20 protein-coding genes are annotated in these 25,322 nt (G+C 71.0%); 10 read left to right on the top strand and 10 right to left on the bottom strand.

Annotation, left to right across the window (positions count from 1 at the left end):
• The first annotated feature begins 74 nt into the window (after positions 1-74).
• The 3 genes from ACIQK6_RS04755 to ACIQK6_RS04745 all read left to right on the top strand — a co-directional run bounded on the left by ACIQK6_RS04755 (position 75) and on the right by ACIQK6_RS04745 (position 3,839).
• Complete coding sequence (locus ACIQK6_RS04755) at positions 75-1,487, top strand: family 2B encapsulin nanocompartment shell protein (protein WP_189744237.1); 1,413 nt, start codon at positions 75-77, stop codon at positions 1,485-1,487.
• 105 nt (positions 1,488-1,592) lie between these two features.
• Positions 1,593-2,936, top strand: coding sequence for a family 2 encapsulin nanocompartment cargo protein terpene cyclase (locus ACIQK6_RS04750; protein WP_329095657.1), 1,344 nt, complete (start codon positions 1,593-1,595; stop codon positions 2,934-2,936).
• 15 nt (positions 2,937-2,951) lie between these two features.
• Complete coding sequence (locus ACIQK6_RS04745) at positions 2,952-3,839, top strand: geranyl diphosphate 2-C-methyltransferase (RefSeq protein WP_329095655.1); 888 nt, start codon at positions 2,952-2,954, stop codon at positions 3,837-3,839.
• A gap of 117 nt (positions 3,840-3,956) precedes the next feature.
• Here the strand turns inward: ACIQK6_RS04745 and ACIQK6_RS04740 are convergent, their stop codons facing one another.
• Positions 3,957-5,579, bottom strand: a complete 1,623-nt coding sequence (locus tag ACIQK6_RS04740) for an FAD-binding oxidoreductase (RefSeq protein WP_329095654.1) — start codon at positions 5,577-5,579, stop codon at positions 3,957-3,959.
• Between the two features lie 64 nt (positions 5,580-5,643).
• Here ACIQK6_RS04740 and ACIQK6_RS04735 point away from each other — a divergent pair, with 64 nt between their 5' ends.
• Positions 5,644-6,285: a TetR/AcrR family transcriptional regulator gene (locus ACIQK6_RS04735; RefSeq protein ID WP_402694320.1), complete on the top strand. Its 642-nt coding sequence runs from the start codon at positions 5,644-5,646 to the stop codon at positions 6,283-6,285.
• 18 nt (positions 6,286-6,303) lie between these two features.
• Here ACIQK6_RS04735 and ACIQK6_RS04730 read toward each other — a convergent pair whose 3' ends face one another.
• Positions 6,304-6,795 carry a MarR family transcriptional regulator gene (locus ACIQK6_RS04730; RefSeq protein ID WP_329095651.1) on the bottom strand — a complete coding sequence of 164 codons (492 nt, stop codon included), beginning with the start codon at positions 6,793-6,795 and terminating at the stop codon, positions 6,304-6,306.
• A gap of 87 nt (positions 6,796-6,882) precedes the next feature.
• Here ACIQK6_RS04730 and ACIQK6_RS04725 point away from each other — a divergent pair, with 87 nt between their 5' ends.
• Positions 6,883-7,752 (top strand): SDR family NAD(P)-dependent oxidoreductase, encoded by an 870-nt coding sequence (locus ACIQK6_RS04725; RefSeq protein WP_329095650.1) that lies wholly within the window; start codon positions 6,883-6,885, stop codon positions 7,750-7,752.
• Between the two features lie 263 nt (positions 7,753-8,015).
• Here the strand turns inward: ACIQK6_RS04725 and ACIQK6_RS04720 are convergent, their stop codons facing one another.
• A complete protein-coding gene (locus tag ACIQK6_RS04720; RefSeq protein WP_329095649.1) occupies positions 8,016-9,134 on the bottom strand; it encodes a serine hydrolase domain-containing protein in 1,119 nt (372 codons plus the stop codon).
• A 171-nt stretch (positions 9,135-9,305) separates the two neighbouring features.
• Between ACIQK6_RS04720 and ACIQK6_RS04715 the strand changes: the two genes are divergently transcribed.
• A complete protein-coding gene (locus tag ACIQK6_RS04715; RefSeq protein WP_329095647.1) occupies positions 9,306-9,965 on the top strand; it encodes a helix-turn-helix domain-containing protein in 660 nt (219 codons plus the stop codon).
• Positions 9,966-10,080: 115 nt separating this feature from the next.
• Here ACIQK6_RS04715 and ACIQK6_RS04710 read toward each other — a convergent pair whose 3' ends face one another.
• Entirely contained in the window at positions 10,081-10,560 is a 480-nt protein-coding gene (locus ACIQK6_RS04710) for a hypothetical protein (RefSeq protein WP_329095645.1), read from the bottom strand.
• A 256-nt stretch (positions 10,561-10,816) separates the two neighbouring features.
• Positions 10,817-11,260: a hypothetical protein gene (locus ACIQK6_RS04705; protein ID WP_402694319.1), complete on the bottom strand. Its 444-nt coding sequence runs from the start codon at positions 11,258-11,260 to the stop codon at positions 10,817-10,819.
• Positions 11,261-12,453: 1,193 nt separating this feature from the next.
• On the opposite strand from ACIQK6_RS04705, the gene ACIQK6_RS04700 reads away from it, so the two are divergent.
• The 3 genes from ACIQK6_RS04700 (at position 12,454) to ACIQK6_RS04690 (ending at position 16,369) form a co-directional block, all read left to right on the top strand.
• Positions 12,454-12,681 carry a hypothetical protein gene (locus ACIQK6_RS04700; RefSeq protein WP_402694318.1) on the top strand — a complete coding sequence of 76 codons (228 nt, stop codon included), beginning with the start codon at positions 12,454-12,456 and terminating at the stop codon, positions 12,679-12,681.
• A gap of 69 nt (positions 12,682-12,750) precedes the next feature.
• Positions 12,751-15,138, top strand: a complete 2,388-nt coding sequence (locus ACIQK6_RS04695) for a hypothetical protein (protein ID WP_402694317.1) — start codon at positions 12,751-12,753, stop codon at positions 15,136-15,138.
• 493 nt (positions 15,139-15,631) lie between these two features.
• The gene (locus ACIQK6_RS04690) at positions 15,632-16,369 is read left to right on the top strand and encodes an NPP1 family protein (RefSeq protein WP_402694316.1); all 738 of its coding nucleotides are present in this window, start codon (positions 15,632-15,634) and stop codon (positions 16,367-16,369) included.
• 41 nt (positions 16,370-16,410) lie between these two features.
• Here ACIQK6_RS04690 and ACIQK6_RS04685 read toward each other — a convergent pair whose 3' ends face one another.
• The 5 genes from ACIQK6_RS04685 to ACIQK6_RS04665 form a co-directional block, all read right to left on the bottom strand.
• A complete protein-coding gene (locus ACIQK6_RS04685; RefSeq protein ID WP_329107412.1) occupies positions 16,411-17,511 on the bottom strand; it encodes a substrate-binding domain-containing protein in 1,101 nt (366 codons plus the stop codon).
• Between the two features lie 99 nt (positions 17,512-17,610).
• Positions 17,611-18,651, bottom strand: coding sequence for an ABC transporter permease (locus tag ACIQK6_RS04680; RefSeq protein ID WP_402694519.1), 1,041 nt, complete (start codon positions 18,649-18,651; stop codon positions 17,611-17,613).
• 2 nt (positions 18,652-18,653) lie between these two features.
• On the bottom strand, positions 18,654-20,204 hold the full coding sequence (locus tag ACIQK6_RS04675) for a sugar ABC transporter ATP-binding protein (protein WP_329095636.1): 1,551 nt from the start codon (positions 20,202-20,204) through the stop codon (positions 18,654-18,656).
• Positions 20,205-20,333: 129 nt separating this feature from the next.
• Positions 20,334-23,147: a SpoIIE family protein phosphatase gene (locus tag ACIQK6_RS04670; RefSeq protein WP_329107410.1), complete on the bottom strand. Its 2,814-nt coding sequence runs from the start codon at positions 23,145-23,147 to the stop codon at positions 20,334-20,336.
• 105 nt (positions 23,148-23,252) lie between these two features.
• Entirely contained in the window at positions 23,253-24,236 is a 984-nt protein-coding gene (locus tag ACIQK6_RS04665; RefSeq protein WP_402694315.1) for a cyclase family protein, read from the bottom strand.
• 91 nt (positions 24,237-24,327) lie between these two features.
• Here ACIQK6_RS04665 and ACIQK6_RS04660 point away from each other — a divergent pair, with 91 nt between their 5' ends.
• Positions 24,328-25,278: an NAD-dependent epimerase/dehydratase family protein gene (locus ACIQK6_RS04660; RefSeq protein WP_329095634.1), complete on the top strand. Its 951-nt coding sequence runs from the start codon at positions 24,328-24,330 to the stop codon at positions 25,276-25,278.
• Positions 25,279-25,322 lie beyond the last annotated feature (44 nt).

Here is a 25,322-nt window from a genome sequence, read left to right as displayed (position 1 = left end):
GCCCGCTTTTTTCCTCGTTCTTTGGTGACGCGCGCATCCGCCGATCACCACCCTTACGAAGGAGAGCTCGCCCGATGACCGTTGACACCAGCCCGGAAGCCCAGCTGGAGCCGCCGCGGCAGTCCAGCCTGAGCACGGCGGCTGCACGCAACCTCGCCAGCACGACCAAGTCCGCCCCGCAGATGCAGGAGATCACCTCCCGCTGGCTGCTGCGGATGCTCCCCTGGGTGGAGACCAAGGGCGGCACCTACCGGGTCAACCGCCGGCTAACGTACACCGTGGGCGACGGCACCATCGAGTTCGTCCAGGACGGCGCGAACGTCCGGGTGATCCCGCGCGAGCTCGGCGAACTGGCCCTGCTGCGCGGCTTCGAAGACGACGAGGTGCTGACCGCGATCGCCGGCCGGTGCGTCCAGCGCGACTTCCGGGCCGGCGAGGTGATCGTCGAGCGCGGTGCCCCCGCCGACCAGATCCACCTGATCGCCCACGGCCGGATCAGCCAGACCTCCGTCGGCAAGTACGGCGACGACGTCGCCGTCGCCGTACTCGCCGACGGCGACCGGTTCGGTGAGAACGCCCTGCTGGACGCGGACGCCACCTGGGACTACACGGCCACCGCCGAGACCCCCGGCATCCTGCTCACCCTCTCCCGCGGCGACTTCGCCTCCGTGCTCGCCGCGGCGCCGCAACTCCAGGACCACATCAACCGGTTCAGCTCGCTGCCGCACCAGCGCCAGAACCGGCACGGCGAGGCCGAGATCGCGATGTCCGCCGGCCACACCGGTGAGGCGGACCTGCCCGGCGCCTTCGTCGACTACGAGCTCAAGCCCCGCGAATACGAACTCTCCATCGCGCAGACCGTGCTGCGGATCCACACCAGGGTCGCCGACCTCTACAACGGACCGCACAACCAGACCGAAGAACAGCTCAGGCTCACCATCGAGGCGCTGCGCGAGCGCCAGGAGCACGAGCTGATCAACAACAGGGACTTCGGTCTGCTCCACAACGCGGCCTTCAAGCAGCGGATCCAGACCCACTCCGGCCCGCCGACCCCGGACGACCTCGACGAGCTGCTCTGCCGCCGCCGCGGTTCCAAGTTCTTCCTCGCCCACCCACGGACGATCGCCGCGATCGGGCGCGAGTTCAACGCCCGCGGGCTCTACCCGGACCACGTCGACGTCGGCGGGCAGTCGGTCCCGGCCTGGCGCGGGGTCCCGATCCTGCCCTGCAACAAGATCCCGATCAGCAAGGAGAACACCAGCTCGGTGCTCGTCATGCGAACCGGCGAGGACAACCAGGGCGTCATCGGTCTGCGTCAGACCGGCCTGCCGGAGGAGTACGAGCCGGGCCTCTCGGTGCGCTTCATGGGGATCAGCGAGCAGGCGATCATCTCCTACCTGGTCACCACCTACTTCTCCGCCGCCATCCTGGTGCCCGACGCGCTCGGTGTGCTGGAGAACGTACAGATCGCCCGCAGGCGGGACTAAGAGGACCTGCCCGACGGCCGTGACAGCCAGGACCCCTGCCTGTCCTGGCCCGCCGAGCACGCCCGGGATCCGGGACAACCCACTTACTTCCCCAAGGAGTTACGGATGCCCGATCCTGGGCCTTCCCCTCTGCAGTCGAGCCTGCCCGCCGCCGCGGCGTCCTTCGGGGCCCACGTCCTCGCCCACGCGCTCGCCGTCGGCGTCGAACCCGCCGTCGGCGCCGGGCCCGTCGAGCCCCCTCCACTTCTTTCGCCCGCCCCGCCCGCCCTGCCGGCGGGACCGCCCGTCCTGACACCCGTACCCGTACCCGTACCCGACGAGGGTGCGGCCGCGGCCGCCGCGCCGCAGCCGAGTGCCGCCCTCGAACGGATCCTGCGCGGGCCCAGCGGTCTGGGCACGGCCAGCCTGCACTGGGCCCGGGTCGAGGAGCCCGCAGCGGCCGGGGCGCCCGACGTGCCCGCGCCGGCGGTGGGCAACCCGATCCCGGGCCTCTACTACCACCCGGTGCCGGAGCCCGATCCGGTGCGGGTGGAGGAGCTCAGCCACCGGATCAAGGCCTGGGCGCTGGACGAGGTGTCGCTCTACCCGGAGGACTGGGAGGACCAGTTCGACGGCTTCTCCGTCGGGCGCTACATGGTCGCCTGCCATCCGGACGCCCCCAGCATCGAGCACCTGATGCTCGCCACCCGGCTGATGGTCGCCGAGAACGCGGTCGACGACTGCTACTGCGAGGACCACGGCGGCTCGCCGGTCGGCCTCGGCGGGCGGCTGCTGATGGCGCACACCGCTCTCGACCCCGTCCACACGACGAAGGAGTACGCGCCGGACTGGGAGGCGTCGCTCCTCTCGGACGCTCCCCGGCGCGCCTACCGCTCCGCCATGGAGTACTTCCTCCGGGCCACCACCCCCTCACAGGCCGATCGGTTCCGGCACGACATGGCCCGGCTGCACATGGGCTACCTCGCCGAGGGAGCCTGGGCGCAGACGGAGTACGTCCCCGAGGTGTGGGAGTACCTGGCGATGCGCCAGTTCAACAACTTCCGCCCCTGCCCCACCATCACCGACTCCGTCGGCGGCTACGAACTGCCGGCGGACCTCCATGCGCAGCCCGCCATGCAACGGGTGATCGCGCTTGCCGGGAACGCCACCACGATCGTCAACGATCTGTACTCCTACACCAAGGAACTGGCCGCCCCCGGAAAGCATTTGAACCTACCGGTGGTGATCGCCGAACGCGAGGCCTGCTCCGAGAAGGACGCCTATCTGAAGGCCGTAGAGGTCCACAACGACCTGATGCGCGACTTCGAGGCCGCCGCCGCCGAACTGGCCCTCGCCTGCCCCGTCCCGAGCGTCCAGCGCTTCCTGCGCGGGGTGGCCGTGTGGGTCGACGGCAACCACTACTGGCACCAGACCAACACCTATCGCTACAGCCTGCCCGATTTCTGGTAAAGATGGGAATTGTTCATGACTAGCACCGATCTCACCGCCGCAGCCGGTACCTCCTCCGTGTTCATCCCCGGCCCGGCGACTCCCTACCAGGGGGACATCGCCCGTTACTGGGACCACGAGGCCAGGCCCGTGAACCTCCGTCTCGGCGACGTCGACGGCCTTTACCACCACCACTACGGCATCGGCGACATCGACCACGCCGCCCTCGGCGACACCGAGGACAGTGCATATGAGAAGAAGCTGATCGCCGAGCTCCACCGCCTCGAGTCGGCCCAGGCCGAACTCCTCCTTGAGCACCTCGGCCCCATCGGGCGCGATGACACCCTCGTTGACGCGGGTTGCGGCCGCGGCGGTTCGATGGTCATGGCCCACCAGCGCTTCGGATGCAAGGTGGAGGGCGTCACCCTGTCGGCCAAGCAGGCCGACTTCGCCAACCAGCGCGCCCAGGAACTCGGCATCGGGGACCACGTCCGGGCCCGGGTCTGCAACATGCTCAGCACGCCGTTCGAGACCGGGCAGGCCAGGGGCTCGTGGAACAACGAGTCGAGCATGTACGTCGACCTGCACGACCTCTTCGCGGAGCACTCGCGCGTCCTCGAGGTCGGCGGCCGGTACGTGACCATCACCGGCTGCTGGAACCCGCGGTACGGCCAGCCCTCGAAGTGGGTCTCCCAGATCAACGCGCACTTCGAGTGCAACATCCACTCCCGCCGGGAGTACCTGCGTGCGATGGCCGACAACCGTCTCGTGCCGCAGGCCGTCATCGACCTGACCCCCGAGACCCTGCCCTACTGGGAGCTGCGGGCCACGTCCTCCCTGGTCACCGGTATCGAGGAGGCGTTCATCGAGTCCTACAAGGACGGCTCCTTCCAGTACGTCCTGATCGCGGCCGACCGCGTCTGACCGACCGCATGTGACCGACCGCTGGCCGAAGGGCCGGAGCCGTCGTCCGACGGACCCGGCCCTTCGGGGTGTCCCCGGCGCACCTGCCCGGGGGACCGGCGCACGCACGGACCCCGATCAGTCCACGAGCACACCGGGGTTGAGGATGCCGCGCGGATCGAGGGCTCCCTTCGCGGCCCGCAGGGCGAGGGCGAAGGGCTCCGGGCGCTGGCGGTCGTAGCCCGGGCGGTGGTCCCGGCCGACCGCGTGGTGGTGCGTGATGGTGGCCCGGTGCCGGTGCAGGACCTCGCCCGCCACGGCCTTGAGGTCGTCCCAGACGGCGACCTCGTCACCGGCCCGACCGGCGGCGAGCACGGTGAAGTACGGCGCCGCACCGTCCGGATACACGTGGGTCAGACGGCAGTTCACGGTCGCCGGGAATCCGGTGGCCTTGACCGCCGCCTCGCCGACCTCCCTGCGCACTTCGTTGATCAGGCCCGGGATCCGGTCCCAGGTGGCCGCCGTCTCGAAGGTCTCCGCGACCGCGCCCATCCGGGCCAGACCGTCGCGGAGGTAGGGCATGCGCAGGAACGCAGAGCGCCAGGCGCGCACGGCCGCGTCACCGTCCGGGCCTTCCTCCCGGCCGCCGGACCCGCCCGTTCCCTCGTACCGCCCGCCGTGCGAACGGGCCAGCGCGACGGCCCGTTCGAGCCGGGCGGCCACCGGTTCGTCCGCCGACTCGAAACCCAGGACCAGTACGGAGCTGCCGTCGTGCGCCGCGCCCGACAGTGCGGCCTCACCGGGGTCCAGCAAGCGGCAGTTGGCGGGGGAGAGGTCGCACTGCGCGAGGGCGCGCACCGCACCGAGGGCACCCTGGAAGTCCGCGAACGCGACCGCGGCGGACGCCTTGTGGCGGGGGCGTTCCTGGAGGCGTACCCACGCCTCGGTGATGACGCCGAGGGCTCCTTCGGAGCCCAGGAACAGGCGGTCGGGAGAGGGGCCCGCCCCGGAGGCGGGCAGCCGCCACGAGCTGCTGGTGCCGGCCGGGGTCACGACGCGCAGCGACTGGACGAAGTCGTCGATGTGCGTGCGACCGGTGGCGTAGTGGCCACCGGCCCGGGTCGCGAGCCAGCCGCCCAGCGTGGAGAACTCGAAGCTCTGCGGGAAGTGCCGCAGGGTGAGGCCGTGCGGTCGCAGTTGGTCCTCCAGGCTCGGCCCGAGCGTGCCGGCCTGGATGCGCGCCGCCCGGCCCCCGGTGTCGACCTCCAGTACGCGGCCCATGGCGGTCAGGTCCAGGGACAGGACGGCCCGGTGGGCATCGCCGCGGTACTCGACGCCCCCGGAGACCGAGGAACCTCCGCCGTAGGGGACGACGGCGACCTGCCGCTCACCGGCCCAGTCCAGCAGATCGGCCACGCCCCGGTCGTCCGTGGGGCGGGCGACGAGGTCGGGGATGCGGCCGGGGCGTCCGCGCAGGGCGCGCACCACGTCGCGGTAAGCCTTCCCCATGGCGTGCGCGGCACGGTCCGCGGGGTCGGTGCTGACCAGGTGGGCGAGGCTCCGCGGGGGTTCGGCGGCGGGGTCGGCGACGGCCAGGTCGCGGACGCGCGGCACGGGGAGCGGGCGGCTGAGGGTGCCGGGGAGCAGGGCGCCGATCGCGGTGCATTCCGCGTCGTCGGGATGCGCGTCCGTCCAGCCCCAGCCCCACCAGGAGCGGGTGCGGGACGGGGGCTGCGTGGGCTGCGGGATGGTGCCGGCCATGGCGGCGCTCCAGGGGTCGAGGTAATTTACCTAGCGGTAAATTACCTACTGATAATATCCGTCCATGGCAACCCCCTCCTCGCATTCCTCGAAGGCCGGCACCAAGGGAGTCCCGCGGCAGCACCGCCGCCGGCAGATGCTGGAGGCTGCCACCGAGGAGTTCGGTACGCACGGCTACGCGGCCGCCTCGCTCCCCGCGATCGCCGCGCGGGTGGGGGTGACCAAGACGCTGCTGCACCAGTACTTCGGCACCAAGGAAGAGTTGTACGTGGCTTGCCTGGTCCCGGTCGGGGACCGGCTGCTGGACACCGTCCGCGCGGCCATGAGGGAGGGCGGGGCCGCCCCGCACACGCCGCTGCGCGTGCTCCACGGCATCTTCGTCGCCCTGGAGGGGCAGCGGGAGGCGTGGTTCGTGCTCTACGACACCACCCTGCCGCCCGGCGGTGAGGCCGCGCGCCGGGCCTCGGAGTACTGGTCGGCCATCGACCGGCTCGCCGCCGGCGGCACCGCGGAACTGCTGCGCGCGTCCGGATCCACCGATCCGCTGGACGCCGACGCGCTGAAGTACGTCTGGCGGGACCTGGTCGCCACCCTGGTCCGCTGGTGGGTCAAGCACCCGGAGCAGACTCCGGAGGCCATGACGCGGCGCTGTGCCCGCCTCTTCGCGGCCGCCGCCACCCTCACGCCCGACGGCCGCTCCGGCTGAGGGGCGCTGCTCGGGGGGTTATTTGGCGCGCTCCTGCTCGGCCTGTGCGGCCTGCGCCGCCTTCGCGGCCTTGAGCTTGCGCCACACGGTGCCCAGCGCCTCCAGGTCCCGCTCGTCGAGGAGCTCGGTGAAGACCGGTGCCAGGGCTTCGCGCCGGGTGGCGTCCGCCTCGGCGAACACCGTACGGCCCGCCTCGGTGAGGGAGACCTCCACCGACCGGGCGTCGCGCGCCGAAGGCGTGCGGGTCACCAGGCCTCTGGTCTGCAGGGCGTCCACGACGCGGGAGACCTGGCTGCGACTGAGCAGGGTGCTGTTGCCGAGGACGGAGGCGGGCACCGGCTCGGGGCTGGAGGCCAGCCACAGCATGACCTCGAACCAGGACACCGGGAGGTCGTGGGCCTTGACCAGGGCCCGGTCGACGCGATCGGTCATGGTCGTCCCGGCCCACACCAGCCCGTAGAAGGCGTAGTCGGCCGCCGGCATCTCGGATTCGGTGAGCTTCTTCGGCATGTCGGCAGTCTAGAGCTTGCGTGCGCACGCACATAATTTTATAGTGTGTGTGCACGCACATAAATCACCGCTGTGAAAGGCTCCGCCATGTCGACCACCGCCGCCCCCGCCTCCGCGACCTCCGCCCCCACCGTCCTGATCACCGGCACCTCCTCCGGCATCGGCCTGGCCGCCGCGATCGCCGCCGCCCGGGCCGGCTGGCGCACCGTCGCCACCCTGCGCGACACCGGCCGCGCCGACGCGCTGCGCAAGGCGGCCGTCGAGGCGGGCGTCGAACTCGACGTCCGACAGCTCGACGTCGTCGACGAGGCCTCCGTCGCCGCCGCCGTGGAGGGCGTCATCGCCGACTACGGCCGGCTGGACGCCGTCGTCAACAACGCGGGCGCCGGGCACGTGGGCACCCTGGAGCTCGAATCCGTCGCCGACGTCCGCGAGGTCATGGAGGTCAACTTCTTCGGCGTGCTGAACGTCTCCAAGGCCGCGCTGCCGCACCTGCGGGCCACCGGCGGCCGCCTGATCACGGTCACCAGCGTCGGCGGCGTCATCGGTCAGCCCTTCAACGAGGCCTACTGCGCCGCCAAGTTCGCCGTGGAGGGGTACATGGAGAGCCTGGCCCCCGTCGCGGGCGCCGTCGGCGTGAGCGTGTCCGTCATCGAGCCCGGCGCCGTGGCGACGGAGTTCGTGAACAACATCGGCCTCGACCTCGAAGCCCGGATCGCCGCGGCCGGCCCGTACTCCGACGCGCTGCGCCACTACGTCGAGCGCACGGTCGGCCAGTTCATGAACGGCGCGCAGACCCCGGCCGGCGCGGCCGAGGCCGTCATGGAGGCGCTCACCGCCGACCGGCCCGCCTTCCGCATCCAGACCTCGCAGTGGGCCCGTGACTTCACGGGGACCAAGCTGGCCGACCAGGACGGCTCGGCGGTCGTCGGCATGACCGGAACCTGGGTCGCCTGACCTGCCGCGGGCGTCCCGGCCGAGGGGGCCGGGCCCCCGACCTGTGCTCCGCCCGGATTCGGGTCATGATGGCCGGAGGTGGCCGAGCCCCGCGTGCCGTCCCCGCAAGCGCGCGCGGCGGCCCGCCCGGGTCGGGAGGTGACTCGTGGGCATGGACGAATCGAGCAGGGCTTGGCTCATGATCGGCGTCGTCATCGCCGTCATCCTCCTGGACCTCCTGGCCATCATCCTGATGAACGCCCTCGGCTGATGCCCGGTCCTCGTCAGCCGTACATCGCCAGGCGGTACAGGGTCGCGAGCGCGTCGTCGATGGGATGGGGCTGCGGCCTGCCGGAGGAGTCGAGCCTGTTCCACCTCTGCATGTTGACCGCGACCGCCATCTGCCGCCTGCCGTCGGCACGGGTCATGGCCAGCGTTCCACCACCCCAGACCGTGCCGCCATGGCCCCAGAAGGCGCCCTGACCGGGACCCTCCATCGGGTGCAGGCCGAGGCCGTAGGCGATCGTCCGTCCCTCTTGGGAGACGACCGGGACCGTGCGTTGCATCTCTGCCAGCGACGACGGGCTGACGATCTCTCCGGCCAGCAGCATGCCGTAGAAGCGGTTGAGGTCCGCGACGGTCGATATCAGGGAGCCCGCAGGGATGACCCATGACATGTCGTAGACGCTGTAGTCCCGCGGCGGGTCGATCATGCCGAACCACGCCTCGTAGAGCTGCGAGTGCGGCCCGTCGACGTACGGTCCGGTGGGGAGTTCGGTGTCACGGAGCCCGGCGCGCTCGATGACGTTCCGGGTGATGTACTGCTCGGCCGTCGTGCCGGTCACCTGTTCCAGGAGCTGGGCGAGGAGCAGGTAGTTGGTGTTGGAGTACAACCCCGGAGTGCCGCCCGGGGTGCCGACTGCGGGTGCGGTGACCCCCATCTCGATCAGTTCGATGGGGTCGAACCGGGTGAGCCGGTGGTCGTCCAGGCTCTGGGGCCCGGTGTCCGCGAGGTTGGGGAGCGCCTTGAGGGAGGGGTAGGCGTACGGGAGGTACTCGGCGAGGCCGCTCGTGTGGTTGATCAGCATGCGGACGGTGATCGCGGCACCGCGTTCTCCGGGAATCAGCCCCGGAAGGTATCGGTCGACCGGTGCGTCGAGACCGATCCGACCGTTTTCGACCTGTTGCAGGACCGCGGCGGCGGTGAAGGTCTTGGTGATGCTGCCGACGCGGTGGCGCATGTCGATGGTGACGGGACGGCCGGTGGTGACATCGGCGACCCCGGCGGCACCGCGCCAGACCTGGTCGCCGTCACGAACCTCGGCGAACAGGCCCGGCATTCCGGCTCGGTGGACGTTTTCGAGGGCTGCGCTCAGCGCTGCGGAATCCAGTGGGTTCTTCACGTCATGCGTCCTTTCGCATTCCCCGGGGTGGGCTCCGCATCGGTCGCCTGACCCGGACAAGAGGGCACGAGTGGCATGCCGGCCCGCCCGGCATGCTCATGTCCTCATTATGCACGCGGTGCGTGCAACACCAAGTGCATAGATAGGATGAGGTCCGGCGAGGGGAGCGAGATGACAGGCCGAAGGCGTTGGTCAACCGAAGAGATCCTGGATGCGGCGGCCGAGCTGCTGCGCACGAGCGACGCGGATTCGTTCAGCGTGCGCAAGCTGGCCGCGTCCCTCGGGACCGATTCCTCCAGCCTCTACCGGCACTTCCGCAGCAAGACCGAGCTGCTGCGTGCGGTCGCCGACCGGATCCTCCTGGCTGCGATGGACGGCTACCGCCCCGAGGGTGACTGGAAACGGCGCATCACGTCCCTGGCCCTGTGCGTGAGGGAGGCCTTCGGGCGGCAGCCCCAGCTTGCCGCGGTCTGGGGCCGCTATGCATCGAGCGGCACTGGTTCCCGGATGGTCATGGAAGAGGTGCTGCAGGCCCTGCGCGCGTCGGGCCTGCCCGACGAGGAGATCCCGCTGCGCTACCACCGGCTCGCGGTCCTCCTCGCCGCGCTGATCGCCTCCGAGGCCGGAGTCGGCACCATCACCCCTGAAGAGCACGAACAGGGCATGGAGCTGTTCCGCGTCGCGGTACTCGGCGCCGACCCCGAACGCTTCCCGGCCCTGGCACACTTCGCCCGCGATGTCCGCCCCCTCGGGGTGGAGCGCCGTGCCGCGTTCGAAGAGATCCTGGCCGCCCAACTCGCCCACATCGAGGCCGCGGTCCGCCCGAGCTAGGCCCTGTTCCGAAAGTGATGGAACACCGACCCCAACCCTACGTCTGGACCAAGACCGCAGACGAGATCCTCGAACGCCTCGCCAGCCATCTGAACAGAATTCCTGACTCAGAAGACTAGGACCGTGTGTCGTCCTGCTCGCGGCTGCTGTCGGAATCCAGGGCTGCGACGGTGAAGCAGACGGCGGTCCCGAGGCCGAACAAGAAGAAGACAGGGTTGACGTAGCCGGGGACGGCGACGGGGTAGTCGCCGACGTCGTCGGCCTCGCACACGAACCGCAGCGGCACGTACTCCACCCGGTAGCCGGAGATCTCCTCCGCCCGCTGCTCCCAACCCTGGGTACGGCACGGCCGGATGGGGACCGAGTTCGTTCCACCGTCCTCGGCCGACATGACCGCGCTGCTGACGTGCAGCAGTCCCCAGGTGTACACGCCCAACGCGATCGCCGCCTGGGCGAAGCCGGCAGTGCGCAGCCAGGCGTGGCTGTCGGCCCGCCGCGGCCCGCCGGCCCGGGCCAGTACACCGAGAGTCCGTCCCGCGAAGACGAACGGGAGGATCAGACCTGCCGGGACGAGAAGCAATAGGAAGAAGGCCATTGCCCGACTCCAGCAGTGTTGGGGGAGTGAGGGCTGTGGTGGAGCCCACAACTCCGGCAATAAGTTCGCAACTGCTCGTCCGCGCGACCACTGCATCAGATCGCAGGTCGGAGCGGGCCGTGGTCGTGCGCGGCGGTGGAGGCCGCCGCATCACGGAAGGACATGAAGCGGGATCGTGACCCGACTTCGGCGGGGATCAATGCTGGACCGAAGCGCTGGTGCCCATCGTCGGGCCCGTGCCCCTGCTCAGTCGGCCCTACTTCGGGGGAATCCGCCCGGTGAGCCTTTCCCAGTCCCGGGAAGCCTCTTCCAGCCGGGTCTCAACGGCCTCGCCCCGGGGGTCAGTGCGGTTGCGCTGACGGAGCTTCTGCAGACGTTCCCGAGCGGCGTCCAGTTCGTTCGTGTCGGCCTGGACCTCCTCCCGCTTGCTTTCCGCCTCCTTCAGCTGAAGCGGAAGTCGGGCACGGAAGAGGTTCTCCTGCGCAATGGTGTTCTGGATTGTCACGGCGAAGTCGCGCACCTGGTCCTCGTCGAAGAGCTGTTCGCCGTCCTCGGGCGAAGAGGGGCGGTGCGGGTACTTGGCCCGATACACGTGTCCGTCAGCATCGGTGCAGTAGACGGAGTGGTTCTTCTGCCCGAGCTCGAAGCGGACCTCCATGCCGGTCAAGGCGATGGAGCGCGTCCCCGAGGGGGACTGCACCAGGAGAACGTGCCGGAACAGAACCAGCTCCCCGAGCGCATCGACGCGCTCCCCACGGCCAGGGTTGCTCAGCGAGGCGATGCGCTGTTCCAGCCGGCGGAGGCGCTCGTCCCGAGTCTTCTCGGCCGAGTCGACAACAGCATTTGCCTGTGCCTCGCCCTGAGTTGCCGAGCGGGCCCAAGCGCGGGCCGCACTCCGAGCAGCCCACCAAGACTTCCGGGCATCCGCGTGTCTCGGACTGAAGGCGTATGCCCACCCTCCTGGATAGTGGTACCGCTGCCATGCCACCCCGGCCAGCGCACCCGCGCAAATGATCAACCCGAGAACCATGCCGCGCTTCGCCCCCTTCTGTGCCCTGCAGATCTGTCTACCCGGGTCTGCGCCCGCTACGGCAGAGCTCTTGCAAAGCTTGCAAGGTCACATCGAGAAGAGTCGTGAACCAGTTCGAACGGGCAGCGGCGGCAGACGGTCTTTTGGGCGGCTGGAGCTGGCCCTCCATGCCATTGACACAGCCCGTGCCGGGCTGGAGGACCTGTTGTACTCGAATTCCCGCAGCGCCTTTGAAAGAGCCTTCGTTGACAGCCCGGCCGGCCTGAGGACCGCCATTCCGCCCGCTCCGATGCTTTGGCCGGCGCGGGCGGGTCCGCCCCGTGGGGCGGACCGCCGCGTTCGGTGCGGGGCTCTGCTGCAACAGAGCGGTCCGCGTGCCCTTGTGTTGAGTGGAAGCGACCGCGAGGGCCCGCAGGTCGCTTCGCAACGATCCGCGCTGACTGCCGCTGCCTTCTGAGATGCGACAAGAAGAGCGCGGGACGGATCTGCAACAATACGCCCCGCGGCTCCTGAACTCGATTTACAGCATGATTTGTTGCATCGATGGCCCTTGTCTAGAAGGGCGTCACGCGGGACATCGGTGCAACAAAATATTGACGTGGACCTGCCGAGCGGGACGCAATGAATCTTTCCTGTGCGCGCGCAGGCTCTGTAGAGCCCCTCATCAGGTCAAACGTATTCTGGCCAGCCTCAACGCGAAATCGGTTCGACCGGTTAATGGCGAATTGCGGTGTGGGCGGAGGATGGAGTGCACCATGCGTGTGCGGCATCATCGTCATGCTGGCCCCACGAGCTGCAACTCGCGGACCAGTCAGATCAATTGAGTGGAAGCGACAAGCGAGAAGCAACCCGGAGGTCGAACCATGCCCCGATCACGTGATGCGCGGGAACCTCACACTCACCTGCGCAGCGAGCAGCATCTGCCCGCCACGGCCGCGTCCCTGGCCGCCATCATCCTGGCTCTGACCGTTGGCATGGCCGCCTACGGCATGCCGATGGAGACGATCATCGCCGTTCTGGTCATCGCCTCCGGCGTCGCCGTCGAAGTCGTTCGCCGTCTGACCGGCGTGTTCCACCGGCGCCGCGGCTGACCGGTGGGACGGCCCAAGACGCCACTGACCGGCCGGGGCCCCGTCAACACACTCGCGCAGCGTCTTCGGATGCTGCGCGAGCGTGCCGGCAAGCCCTACCACGCCATGTCCGGCGAGCACTCCGTCGCGACACTGGCCCGGGCCGACCGCGGCGACCGCCTGCCGCGTTGGTCGACCGTGCTCGCTTACGCCCGCGCTTGCGACGCCACCGAGCAAGACCTCACCGACCTGGATAAGCTGTGGCGTGCTGCCAGCCAAAGCCGAGCCCGAGCCCGCCAGCACGTCGACGCCCCGACACGCTTCATCGCGCCCGCGTACATCACCACCGTCGAGGACCTGCACACCAGCCTGCATTACCTCTACCTGGCCAGCGGAGCTCCCAGCCTGCGCGAGTTGTGCCGGCGCGACCCGACCGGCCGGCTTCCCGCACTCTCCCGCACCACCGCCCACAGCCTGCTGACCCGGCGACGCCCGCCCAGCCTCTCCACCGTGATCGCCTTCCTCGCACGGTGCCTGACCACCGCGGACGGCGGAGCGCACCGGCACCACGACATCCCCGCCTGGAAAGAGGCATGGACCAGGGCACTACAGCCCCCCGCCACCACCTACCCCCACCGACCGGCCACACCCGCCCCCACCCCGGCGAGCACGGCGACCCCCAACGCGGACCCGGCCCCGCCCGCAGCCCACCGCACCGCTTCAGTACGCCCCGCACCGGGTCCACGCATCAAGCGCCCTAGAACCCTTTCCCGGCCCAACCTCCCACCCGGCCCCCTCAAAGACCTCAAGGCACTGCTCCACGCTGCTTACCTCGCGGCCGGCGCCCCGACCCTGGACACGATCGCCGCCATGATCCTGGAGGACGACCATCTGCGCGGCGCCCCGTCCCGGGACACCATCCGCCGCGGCCTCGCCACCGACACAGCCATCGGTCAGGCCGACACCGAAGCCATCGCATCTGTCCTGGCCGACATGGCGGCCTGGGACCGCACCAGCATGCTCAAAACGGTCCGTGAACTATGGGTCGCCTCCCGCACGCACACCACGCCGGGCCGTCCCATCACCGACTACGACCCCCACGAACTCGGCGTCCACCCCATCACCGCCCCCAACAGTGCTGCCACACCCCTGACGCCCTACATCCCTCGCCCCCACGACCTGGAGCTCCACGACCACATCGATCGTGCCGTGACAGGCCGCAGCACCGTGCTCTTCCTGGTGGGACCGTCCGCCAGCGGTAAAACCCGAGCGATCTGGGAAGCAGTCCGCCTCCTGCCCCAGCCCTGGAGACTCTGGAGCCCCTGGCCGGCACCGGATCCCGAAAGCGTCCTCACCGAACTGAAGCACCTTCCCGCGCACACCGTCATCTGGCTCGACGAAGCCCAGCACACCCTCCACGGACCGCAAGGAGAACGATTCACCTCCACACTGCGCACCATCCTCGGCGACCCCTCGCGAGGCCCGTTCCTGGTCCTGGGCACCCTATGGCCGCACTACGCCCACGAGTTCACCAGCCCGCCCTCCCACACCGAGCCCGACCCGGCACCCCACGCCAGGGCCCTCATGCAGCAAGCCGCTCTCCTCGCCGTCCGTGAACATTTCACGAAGCGAGAACACCAGCTCGCCCTCGAGCTCGGCGACGAGCCTCTCAAGCAGGCCGCACAACTGACCGAAACCCGCGTTCTGCCCATGCTGACCGCCGGCCCCCAACTCCACTCCCGCTACCAGACGGCCCCGCCCGCTACACAGGCTCTCGTCAAGGCCGCTGCCGCTGCCCGAGCCCTCGGCGCCGTGCACGCACTGCCGCAGCACGTACTGCTCGCGGCGGCCGTCGACTACCTCGACCCCCTCGTCTGGGACCTGCTTCCCGACGACTGGGCGCAGACCGCCATCGCCCACGCCACCACCCCCGTGGCCGGCGGCCTGAGCATGCTGCACCGCAGCCGACGCCTCTCGGTGACCGGGACCGACGAACACGCCTACACACTCAGCGACTACCTCGCCCACACGCTCACCGGAGAAACCGGCACTCCGCCGGACTCGGTCTGGAAAGCACTCACCGACACACCAGCCGTCATCGACCAGAACACCCTCATCGCCGCAGCGCACCGCCACGGCCGCCTCGATGCCATCACGCCCCCCGCTCCCACGGCTTCGAACCCCACCGACAGCCCCCTGATCGCAGGCGCCCGCCTGCTCCACGCCCAAGGCCGCACCGATGAAGCGCTGAGCTGGTTCGAGCGGGCAGCAGCGGCAGGACACCATCAGGCATGGCTCGAAGCAGCCACCGTGCTCAGCGGCCAGAACAGAACCGAAGAAGCACTCGCCTGGTACGAACGGGCAGCCCACGCCGGCAACACCGAAGCACTCAGCCACGCCGCATCCGTACTCGCGGCCAGCGGTCGGATCGACGAAGCGCTGCGATGGTACGAACGAGCCGCCGCGTACAACCCATGACGGCAATGAGGAACCGCCAACTTCCGCAACCCAGATCAGAAGCGCGCCCAGCCAAGGCATGGAGGAGGCACCTGCCGGCCCGCACCGCCGCGACAACGGACCCCGCGTGTAGACATTCAACGGACCCCATGCCTGGCCCCCCAACCTGACCGCCGGCACCGTCCGCCGCCGCCCGCTTCACCTCCAACTCGACGGCCGCACCGGCGCGGTGAGGGCGGTGGCGGCATTCACCTCAACTGACGGCACCCCCCGCCGGCGGCGCCCGACTCCGATAGCATCTGACATTTCGTCAAATTGCTTTCGTGCGAGGCTTTCCTGGTCCTTCGGTACGCAAGGAACGGAGTCTGTCCGGCCCCTTGCCGTGTCGCCCCGGTTCGCGAATGATGCTCGCGGCGCGTCGGTCGGCGGTGCTCCGTCGCGATGCGTCCACCCCCCTCGCACCCGGTCGGCCAGGAGGCCTGTTTTGCGGACGAACCGTCACATCCGGAGATCGATGGTGGTAGTCGGTGCTGCCCTCGCGGTGGTCGTCGCCGTTCCCCAAGTGGCCTTCGCGGCACCGCCCCCGGCGCTTCCCGGTAGGGCCGAAGCGATCGAGCTGGCCTACCAGCCCGCGTACGACTACGACACCGACGGCTGCTACCCGACACCCGCCATCAGTGCGAGCGGGGTGCTGAACGGCGGACTCAAACCCACCGGCGCCCTGAGCGGCAGCTGCCGGGACTCCTCGGACCTCGACAACACCAACGGCTACTCCCGTTGGGCCTGCAACAACGGCTGGTGCGCCGTCATGTACGCGCTCTACTTCGAGAAGGACCAGGCCCTGCCCGGCATCGAGCTCGGCGGCCACCGCCACGACTGGGAGCACGTGGTCGTGTGGATCCAGGGCAACGAGGCCAAGTACGTCGCGACCTCCGCCCACGGGGACTTCAACATCCACTCGCGCGACCAGATCCGCTGGGACGGCAACCACCCCAAGATCGTTTACCACAAGGACGGCATCGGCACGCACTGCTTCCGCGCCGCGAACACCAACGACGAACCGCCCGAGAACCACCGCCGCGCCTGGCAGTTCCCCACCCTCGTCGGCTGGTCGGGCTACCCGGCGACCGTGCGGGACAAGCTCACCCAGGCCGATTTCGGCAGTGCGCACTTCGGTCTGAAGGACGGCTCCTTCGCCTCGCACCTGGCGGAGGCCAAGCCGGCGGGCATCCCCTTCGACCCGTACCAGTGACACGCGACGCGCAGGGGGGCGGTGCCCCCTGCGCGGTGTCGTCAGCCCGCCCAGATCCTGCGGTACCCCTCGCGGTAGCCGGACGGGTCCCAGGACGTGGCGCCCTCGCTGTTGTCGGCCGTGGCGATGTGCACGGGAGCCACGTAGCCGCTGGCCGGCCGGTCGGCGAAGGCCCGGTTGAACTCGTCGATGATCTGCCAGCCCTGCTGGTTCAGCGGCTCGGGCACGGTGGCGGCCTGGAACTGCCCGCTGTTGATCCGCTGGAAGGCGGACGGGTCGCCGTCGCCCGCGCCGATGTTGAAGGGCGGACCGGAGCCCGGCTTGCCCGCCGCGCGCAGGGCCGGGGCCGCGTCCGCGAAGTAGAGGTCGTTGATGGCGGCGGAGTACGTCCAATCGTCATGGAAGCGGGAGAGCAGGGAGGAGACCGCCTGCGGGGTGCGGATCCCGGCGTCGGGGATGGGGATGTTCTCGTAGCTCAGGAGCCGGACGCCGGAGCAGGTGGCGAGCTCCTTGCGGATCAGCTCCGCCTTGTTCTTCGCGAACGGGATCGAGTCGTCGGTGAAGAGGACGACTCCGGCATCGCCCACGGACCGGGCGATGATCCAGTCCGCGCTGATCCTCGCCACGTCCTCCACCTTGGTGGTGACGTTGGTGAACAGCTTCGGTCGCTCGCTCGGGCCGGGGGAGCCCACCGCGTGCCAGCCGATCACGGGGATGTGCGCCGCTTCGGCCCGCGCCATCTGTTGCGAGGTCAGCTGGGGATCGAAGCCGCCGATGACGATGCCCGAAGGCCGTACGGTGATGGCTTGGCTGAGTGCTGCCTGGATGCCGGCCGGGGTGCCGTCCCCGTCGATCACCCGCACCTGCCAGCCGATGGCCTTCGCGGCCTCCTCGACGCCCTTCGCGACGCCCGCGACACCGGGATTGGTCATGGTCTGCGCGACGTAGACGATCGACTTGTCGGGGACCGCCGCGGGGCCGGTGGTGGGGCCGTGCCACGCGGTGTCGGTGTTCTCGGCCCGCGCGACGGCCGCCCTGGCGCTCGCGAGGGCCGCCGGACAGCCGGCCCCGGGCGGCGCGGCGCCGGTGGCCGGGCCGCCGTTCCCGCAGCCGGCGAGGAGGGCGGAGACCGCTGCCAGCAGGGCCGCGGTCGTGAGGGTGGTCCTGCGGTGCGGGTGCGACGGTGGGTACGGGGCCTTCGGGTACACGGTGCTCCTGACGCGGTACGCGTACGAACTTTCCTAGGGGGTGCGCAGCCGGCGCCGGGCGGAGTAGCCGGCCAGGCCGACGGCGATGAGCAGGGTGGCGCCGTTGAACAGCGGCGTGGCCCAGAAGTCGGCGCCGAGCTGGCCGATGCCGGCGAGGCCGATGGCGAGGACGGCGACCGCCACGACGGTGCCGAGGGCGTTGACGCGGCCGGGTTTGATCGTGGTGGACCCCAGCAGGGCGCCGACGAACGCGGGCAGCAGGTAGTCCAGCCCGACGCTCGGGTTGCCGGTCTGCTGCTGGGCGGCGAGGAGGACCCCGGCGAGGCCGGTGACCAGGCCCGATCCGGCGAAGGCGTAGACGGAGTACCGGTGGCTGGGGATGCCGATGATGTCGGCGGTGCGCCGGCTGGAGCCGATGACGTACATGTACCGGCCGAGCGGCAGCCGTTCCAGGACCACCCAGAGGGCGGCCGCGAGGGCCAGGACGTAGTAGGCGGGGAGCGGCAGGCCGAGGAACCGGGAGTCGTAGAGGCCGGTGAAGGCCGCGGGCAGGCCGTCCGGGCCGGGGACGATCCGGGAGCCGTCGGTGATCCAGCCGGTGACGGCGTACATCATGCTGCCGGTGCCGAGGGTGGCGATGAAGGAGTCGATCCGCACGTACTCGACGATGACGCCGTTGAGGACGCCGACCAGTGCCCCGCCGAGGACCACGGTGAGGCAGGCGAGCGGCCAGGGCCAGCCCGTGTTGACGATGAGCTGCATCACCATCACATGGGCCAGGCCGAGGCCGTAGCCCATGGACAGGTCGAACTTGCCGGTGGCGATGGGGATGGTCGCGCCGAGGGCCAGGATGGCCGGGATCGACTGGTTGGACAGGATTGAGGAGACGTTGTCCCGGGTGGGGAAGGTGTCCGGCAGGACGAGGGAGAAGACGAGGAAGAGCAGGACGGCGAGGATCAGCAGGCCGTAAGTGCCGAGGTGGTGACCCCGCAGGTGGTCCAGCAGGGACCGCGGCGAGGACGGACGAGAAGGCGACGGCGCGGGCGGGGGCGGCGGGGAAGAGGAAGGGGCCATGGTCATCGGTCCGTCGTGGGTCCGGTGATCGCGGGCATGGCCGAGGCGGTTCGGGTGAGTTCGGCGACGGTGAGGGCCGCACCGCTCAGCTCGGCGCTCACGCTCCCGCGGACGAACACCAGGGCGCGATGGCACACGTCCGCGACCTCTTCGAAATCGGTGGAGATGAGCAGGACCGCCAGGCCCGAGGCCAGCGCGTCGTCGAGCAGCCGGTGGATGGTCGCCTTGGCGCCGACGTCCACACCGGCGGTCGGTTCCTCCAGGACGAGCAGGCGCAGGTGTCCCCGGAGCCAACGGCCGACCATGACCTTCTGCTGGTTGCCGCCGGACAGGGTGGCGATCGGCACCTCGCTGTCGCGGGGGTGCACCGAGAACCGGTCGATCAGGGCGGTGGCCCGGGCGCGCTCGCGGCGGGGGCTGATCCAGTGAGTCGCCGGGGCGCCGGACGCGCGCGGGTTCGCCAAGAAGTTCTCCCGTACGGTCAGGTCGGCGGCGCAGCCCTCCTCCTGACGGTTGGCCGCCACGAAGCCGACGCCGGAGTCGAGTGCGGAGTGGACCGTACGCGGGCGGTACGGCCGGCCGTCGAGCAGCACCCGACCGCCGAGGATCGGTAGGGCGCCGGCGAGGGCGCGGCCCAGCTCCATGTGGCCGGCGCCGGTCAGGCCCACCATGCCGAGGACCTCGCCGGCGCGCAGGTCCAGGCTCACCCCTGCGGTGGACACGGTCCGCACCCCGTCGAGGCTCAGCAGGGGCGCGCCGGCGGCGGGGGGAGCGGCGGGCACGCGTCCGGCCGGTGCGTGGCCCACGATCGCGCGCACCAGCCGGTCGGGGCCGTGGCCGGCGAGCGGGCCCCGGTCGACCAGCCGGCCGTCCCGCAGCACGGCGAAGGCATCGGCGACCCGGTAGACCTCGTCGAGCCGGTGGCTGACGTAGAGGATGCCGTGGCCGCGGTCGCGCAGGGTGTGCAGCACGTCGAAGAGCCGCGCGCAGTCGGCGGCCGGCAGGGTGGCGGTCGGCTCGTCGAGCACGATGAGCTCGGCCCGGGTGGCGAGGGCGCGGGCGATGGCGACGAGCGAGCGCTCGGCGGGGCCGAGGCGGGCGACCGGGGCGTCGGCGTCCAGGTGCCCGGCGACGATCCGCAGGGCCTCGTCGCAGTGCTCGCGGGTCCGCCGCCAGGAGATCAGCCCGAGGCGACGGGGATAGCCCGGTCCCAGGGCGATGTTCTCGGCCACCGTCATCCACGGGACGAGCCCGAGGTCCTGGTGGATGAAGGACATGTTCCGGGTCGCGGCGTGGCTGGCGAGGGGATGGCCGGCCACCGTGACCTCGCCCGTGTCGGCCCGGTGCACCCCGGCGAGCACCTTGATGAGAGTGGACTTTCCGGCTCCGTTGGGGCCGAGCAGGGCCAGGACGCTGCCGCGCCGGATGTCGAGGTCGACCGAGTCCAGCGCGAGCGTGCCGCCGAACCGTTTGCTCAGGCCGCGCACGCGGACGAGTGGTGGGGCACCGGACCGCGAGGGTGGGCTCGCCCAGGTGTCGGGAGCGTCATGCACGGACTTCTCCGGGGGTCGGCCTCCGAGTTCTTCCCGACGGTACGGGCACTCTACGGGGGCATGGCGGTGCATTACCGGCATATCGGCGCGCTGTCTGACCCCATTGGCCGAACGGCGGGGGTTCGGGGGTCATGCCGCGGCCAGGGTGCACTCGGCCCAGATGACCTTGCCGTCGGTGGTGTAGCGGGTGCCCCAGGACTGGGCGAGCTGGGCGACGAGGAACAGGCCGCGGCCGCCCTCGTCGGTGGTGGCCGACAGGCGCATGCGCGGGGCGCTGCTGCTGGCGTCGTGCACCTCGCAGATCAGGTTGCGATCGTGGATGAGCCTCACCCAGATGGGTGCGGTCCCGTACCGGACGGCGTTCGTGACCAGCTCGCTGAGCAGCAGTTCCGTGGCGAACGCGGACTCCTCCAGCCCCCACCGGTTCAGTTGGCTCACGGAAGCGGCGCGCACCTCGGAGACGAGCGCCGGATCGGCGGCCAGCTCCCAGGAGGCGATCCGGTCCTGGGGTACGGCGTGGGTGCGGGCGACCAGCAGCGCGATGTCGTCGGCGGGGTGCTCGGGCGCCACGGCATCGAGGACGGCGTCACAGGTTTCCTCAGGCGCCCGGTCCGGGTGCGCCAGTGCTCGGTGCAGGGCGTCGAGGGCCACGTCGACGTCGCGGTGGCGGTCCTTCATGAGCCCGTCGGTGTAGAGGACGAGCTGACTGTGTTCGGGGAGCCGGATCTCGACCGACTCGAAGGGCAGGCCGCCGAGGCCGAGCGGGGGCCCTGCGGGCAGGTCGAGGAGGGACACGGTGCCGTCGGGCTGGACCAGCGCGGGCGGAGGGTGGCCGGCCCGGGCCATCGTGCACTGCTGGGAGGTGGGGTCGTAGATGGCGTACAGGCAGGTGGCGCCCACGATGCCGGTGCTGCCGGAGCCGGGACCGTCCCCGCCCTCCTCGCGGTCGAGGCGCACCATCAGGTTGTCCAAATGGGTGAGGAGCTCGTCGGGGGCCAGTTCCAGCTCGGCGAAGTTGCGGGCGGCGGTGCGCAGCCGGCCCATGGTGGCGGCGGCGTGCAGGCCGTGGCCGACGACGTCGCCGACGAGGAGGGCCACCCTCGTCCCGGACAGGGGGATGACGTCGAACCAGTCGCCGCCCACGCCCGACTCGGCGGGCAGGTAGCGGTGGGCGACTTCGACGGCGCTCTGCTCGGGCAGGCCTCGGGGGAGCAGGCTGCGCTGCAGGGACAGGGCGAGGGTGTGCTCGCGGGTGTAGCGGCGGGCGTTGTCGATGCAGAGCGAGGCGCGGGCGGCGAGCTCCTGGGCCAGTGAGCGGTCGTCGTCCCCGTAGGGGGCCGGGTCCTGCGAGCGGTAGAAGCTCGCGACGCCGAGGACGGCCCCACGGGCGAGCAGGGGGACCGTGATGAGGGAGTGGACGTTGTGGGCGAGGAGCAGTTCGGCGTGCTGGGGGTCCTGGGCGATCCAGCCGAAGGCGGCCTTCAGGTCTTGTTCGAGCACCGGCTGGCGGGTGGCGATGCAGCGCATGTGGGGCGTGGTGGGCCGCAGGCTGACCTGCGTGCCGACCGGGTAGAAGGGGCAGTCCTCGCGGATGCCGTGGACCACGGTGCGGTGCATCTCGGTGGTGGGATGGGGGGACTCCTCCCCGAGCAGTACGCCCCCGGGCAGGTCGATGGTGACGAAGTCGGCCAACCTGGGGACGGCCGTTTCGGCGAGCTCCCAGGCGGTGCGGCTCACGTCCAGCGTGGTGCCGATGCGGTTGCTCGCCTCGGCCAGCAACTCCAGGCGCCGGCGCGCTGCGACGGCGTACTTGCCGACCTCGGGCTCGCCCACCAGCACCAGCCCTCTGACCCGACCCTGGGCTGGGCCGCCGGCGAACGCCCGGGCGGCCTCCCCGGCGGGGCGCCCGGCGAGCGGTGCGCCGCGTGCGCGGACCGTCGCCGGACCCGGACCGGGGGTGACGCCGGGGCCGAGCGCGGTCGGCAGCGCAGCGGGGGCGTGGGGGTGGGTGGGGGCGGGGGCGTGCCGCTCCGTGTCCTCGGGGAGCAGTGCCTCGACGACGACGCCCTCCACTCCGGCGGCGCTCGTCACGGGGCGGCTGACCAGCGTGACCCACCGGCCGCGGGACAGGGGCACCTCCGCGGCGGCCCGCCGGTCCCCGGACATAAGCTCCGTGGCCTTCTCCTTCAGGGTCGCCTGGTCGCTCTGCTCCAGCTCGCTCTGGAGGAAGTCGGCCATCGCGACGGGGTGCCCGTCGAGGCCGTGCTCGCTGCTCAGGGCGAGGCTCGCGGTGTCGAGATAGGCCTGCAGGAGGCCGTGCTCGCGCGCCGAACTCTGGTCCATCAGCCGCCGCTCGATGGCTTCGGCCGCCTTGCGCACCACGGGGATCAGCGCCGGGTCGGCCTCGGTGTAGGGGTAGCCGAGGCACAGGACGCCCTGGATGTGTCCGCTGAGCTGGTCGCGCAGGGGGATCGCGGTGCAAGCGCTCGACTGGGCCCGCTCGGCGAAGTGCTCGGCGCCGTAGACCTGGCAGAGTCGCCGCTCCGCGAGGCTGAGGCCGATGCCGTTCGTCCCGGCGACCTGTTCGGCGAAGACGAACCCCGGGACGGTCTGGATCGGCGCGAGACGGCGGACCATCGATTTCTCGCCAAAGCGGCGCGCGAGCACCATGCCGTAACCGTCGGCGAGGCAGATGTTCGTCTGGCTGCCCGCGAAAATGGCCTGGAGCCGGTCGAGCACCGGCTCGGCGGCGCGCAGCAGCGGACCGTCCACGTCGAAGTCCTCCCGGAAGGGCAGCTCGGACTGGTCCGGCGACAGCCCCAGCAGACGGCTGCGCTGCCACGAACTCAGGATCGGACTTCTCACGCTTCCCTCGACCGACTCGCCCTGTAGGAATCGGTCACGGAAGCGCACGGGGCCGATGCGGTCCCCGACGACCCCCATGTGCATCACGTCCCCTCACCGGAGCGCCCTCGATCACAGGATTTGAGTATATTCCTCACGATTCGGCGATGAGTAAGGGAGCGAAGTGATCAGCGGGCGCGGGCGTCACAGGATCGCGACCGGATTGACGGGCGAGCCCGTTCCGCCGGGGACGTTCAGCGGTGCCACGACGAGCAGGAACGCGTAACGGCCCGCTTCGGCGCACGCGGCCGAGAGCGGTTCGAGGTCGAGGTTGTCCAGCAGCGGCACCCCCATCGCCGCAACGGCGAGCGCGTGGACGGGGGAGTGCAGCCCCTCGACCGGCGAAGGTCGTACGTCGCTGTCCCCGTCGCCGCCCAGCAGCGCGACGGCGCGCTCGGCCAGCAGCGGTACGGCGTGCACGTGCCACCCCGCGCTCGCCGCGTCGGGGTCCCACGGGCCGAGCTCCCGGCGTCGACGCAGGGCCCCGGAGCGCAGCAGCACCGCGTCGCCGCCCCCGACGCTCACTCCGAGCGCCTCCTCCGCGGCGACGAGGTCCCGTGCGTGCACCGCATGGCCCGGTTCGAGCCATTCGACCCCGAGCACGGCGGGCAGGTCGATCAGGACGCCCCGCGTGACCAGGGGGCCGAGCGCCGATACGGCGCCGAAGCGGACACCGGCCGCACCGACGTGCTCGCGCGCCGAGCGCCCGTCGTACAGTTGCCCTCGGTAGGCGACGTGTGACAGTGCGTCCAGGTGCGTCACGGCCTTGCCGTGGTAGTCCGCGGCCAGGAAGTCCTTGTGGACGGACGGCTCCGGGGCCTGCACGTCGCCGAGGTCGGACATGTAGTGCAGCGCGGGCCTCGCGTTGTCCGGGCCGGGGCGGGTGTCCCAGGGCCGTCCCATCGGAACGACCGTCCCGTCCCGGACCGCGGCGGTGGCCCTGCGCGCGTGTTCCGCCGTCACCCCGTTCCAGGCCCCGCGGTCCGCCGCCGCCCACCGGCCCCACGTACGGACCGACGTGAACAGTGCGTCGAACTCCCGGCGGGAGACCGCGGGCCCGTTGGCCGGACCGCTCGCCGGCCCCTCGTCGGGGGCGTCGGTGGTGGCATCGGTGGGTGTGCCGCTCATGTCCCCAGTGTCCGGCGTTTCGCGCCCCGGCGCTGGCCGGGAGACGTGCTCCGCAGAAGGGGGCGCCGGTCACCCGCGCTAGGGTGCGCACGTGAGCTTCCATGTCGTCATCGGTTGGGGACCCGCCGGAGCCGCCGCTGCTCGGCTCCTCGCCGAACAGGGCCATACCGTAAGGGCCGTCACCAGATCAGGCCGAAGCCCGGAACCCGGGATCGAACACGTCGCGCTGGACGCGACGGACACCCGGCGGCTGACCGAAGCCGCGCGGGGCGCGGTGGCGATCCACAGCTGCGCCGCACCGCCCTACCGGCGTTGGGCGGCCGACTGGCCGTCGCTGGCCTCGTCGCTCTGCGCCGCGGCCGAAGCGACCGGGGCCGTACTGGTCATGCTGGGGAACCTCTACGGCTACGGCCCGGTGGACGGCCCCCTGACCGAGGACCTTCCGCTCGCGGCCACCGGCACCAAGGGGCGGGTCCGGGCCGAGATCTGGGAGCAGGCGCGGAAACTCCACGAGCAGGGCCGGATCAGGGCGGTCGAGGTGCGCGCCTCGGACTTCTTCGGACCCGGCGTCACCGATGGCGGCCACCTCGCCGCACGGGTCGTGCCGCCGCTCCTGCGCGGCAAACCGGTCACGACGCTGGGGGACCCGGACGCCCCGCACAGCTGGACCTACCTCCCCGACGTCGCCCGGACACTGGTCGAAGTCGCGGACGAGGAGAGCGCCTGGGGGCGCGCCTGGCACGTCCCGACCCAGCCGGCGCTGTCCGTGCGGGAGATGGTCGAGCGGCTCTGCGCCCAGGCGGGAACGGGACCGGTCGCCGTGCGCGGGCTCCCGTCCGCCGTGGTGGGCGCGGCCTCGCTCTTCTCCCCGCTGATCCGCGAACTGAAGGAGGTCCGCTACCAGTTCGACCGTCCGTTCGTCGTGAGTTCGCGCGCCTACGAGGAGGCGTTCGCGGTCCGGGCCACCCCCGTCGACGAGCAGGTCAAGGCGACCGTGGAATGGTGGCGCGAACGACTCGCGGCCGGTGACCGACACGGGTGACGGGGCAGGGGCGGGCCGGGCCAGTACGGGAATCACCCGTCCGG

Origin of the sequence: Streptomyces sp. NPDC091682, from assembly GCF_044756625.1 — a bacterium.
Taxonomy (GTDB): Bacteria; Actinomycetota; Actinomycetes; order Streptomycetales; family Streptomycetaceae; genus Streptomyces.
Note: the sequence above shows the minus strand (reverse complement) of the source record. Positions and strands in the feature narration are given on the sequence as shown.

Coding starts and splice junctions, on each gene's coding strand:
- ACIQK6_RS04755 (WP_189744237.1), top strand. CDS start 75: ATGACCGTTGACACCAGCCCGGAAGCCCAGCTGGAGCCGCCGCGGCAG.
- ACIQK6_RS04750 (WP_329095657.1), top strand. CDS start 1,593: ATGCCCGATCCTGGGCCTTCCCCTCTGCAGTCGAGCCTGCCCGCCGCC.
- ACIQK6_RS04745 (WP_329095655.1), top strand. CDS start 2,952: ATGACTAGCACCGATCTCACCGCCGCAGCCGGTACCTCCTCCGTGTTC.
- ACIQK6_RS04740 (WP_329095654.1), bottom strand. CDS start 5,579: ATGGCCGGCACCATCCCGCAGCCCACGCAGCCCCCGTCCCGCACCCGC.
- ACIQK6_RS04735 (WP_402694320.1), top strand. CDS start 5,644: ATGGCAACCCCCTCCTCGCATTCCTCGAAGGCCGGCACCAAGGGAGTC.
- ACIQK6_RS04730 (WP_329095651.1), bottom strand. CDS start 6,795: ATGCCGAAGAAGCTCACCGAATCCGAGATGCCGGCGGCCGACTACGCC.
- ACIQK6_RS04725 (WP_329095650.1), top strand. CDS start 6,883: ATGTCGACCACCGCCGCCCCCGCCTCCGCGACCTCCGCCCCCACCGTC.
- ACIQK6_RS04715 (WP_329095647.1), top strand. CDS start 9,306: ATGACAGGCCGAAGGCGTTGGTCAACCGAAGAGATCCTGGATGCGGCG.
- ACIQK6_RS04710 (WP_329095645.1), bottom strand. CDS start 10,560: ATGGCCTTCTTCCTATTGCTTCTCGTCCCGGCAGGTCTGATCCTCCCG.
- ACIQK6_RS04700 (WP_402694318.1), top strand. CDS start 12,454: ATGCCCCGATCACGTGATGCGCGGGAACCTCACACTCACCTGCGCAGC.
- ACIQK6_RS04695 (WP_402694317.1), top strand. CDS start 12,751: ATGCTGCGCGAGCGTGCCGGCAAGCCCTACCACGCCATGTCCGGCGAG.
- ACIQK6_RS04690 (WP_402694316.1), top strand. CDS start 15,632: ATGGTGGTAGTCGGTGCTGCCCTCGCGGTGGTCGTCGCCGTTCCCCAA.
- ACIQK6_RS04680 (WP_402694519.1), bottom strand. CDS start 18,651: ATGGCCCCTTCCTCTTCCCCGCCGCCCCCGCCCGCGCCGTCGCCTTCT.
- ACIQK6_RS04670 (WP_329107410.1), bottom strand. CDS start 23,147: ATGGGGGTCGTCGGGGACCGCATCGGCCCCGTGCGCTTCCGTGACCGA.
- ACIQK6_RS04665 (WP_402694315.1), bottom strand. CDS start 24,236: ATGAGCGGCACACCCACCGATGCCACCACCGACGCCCCCGACGAGGGG.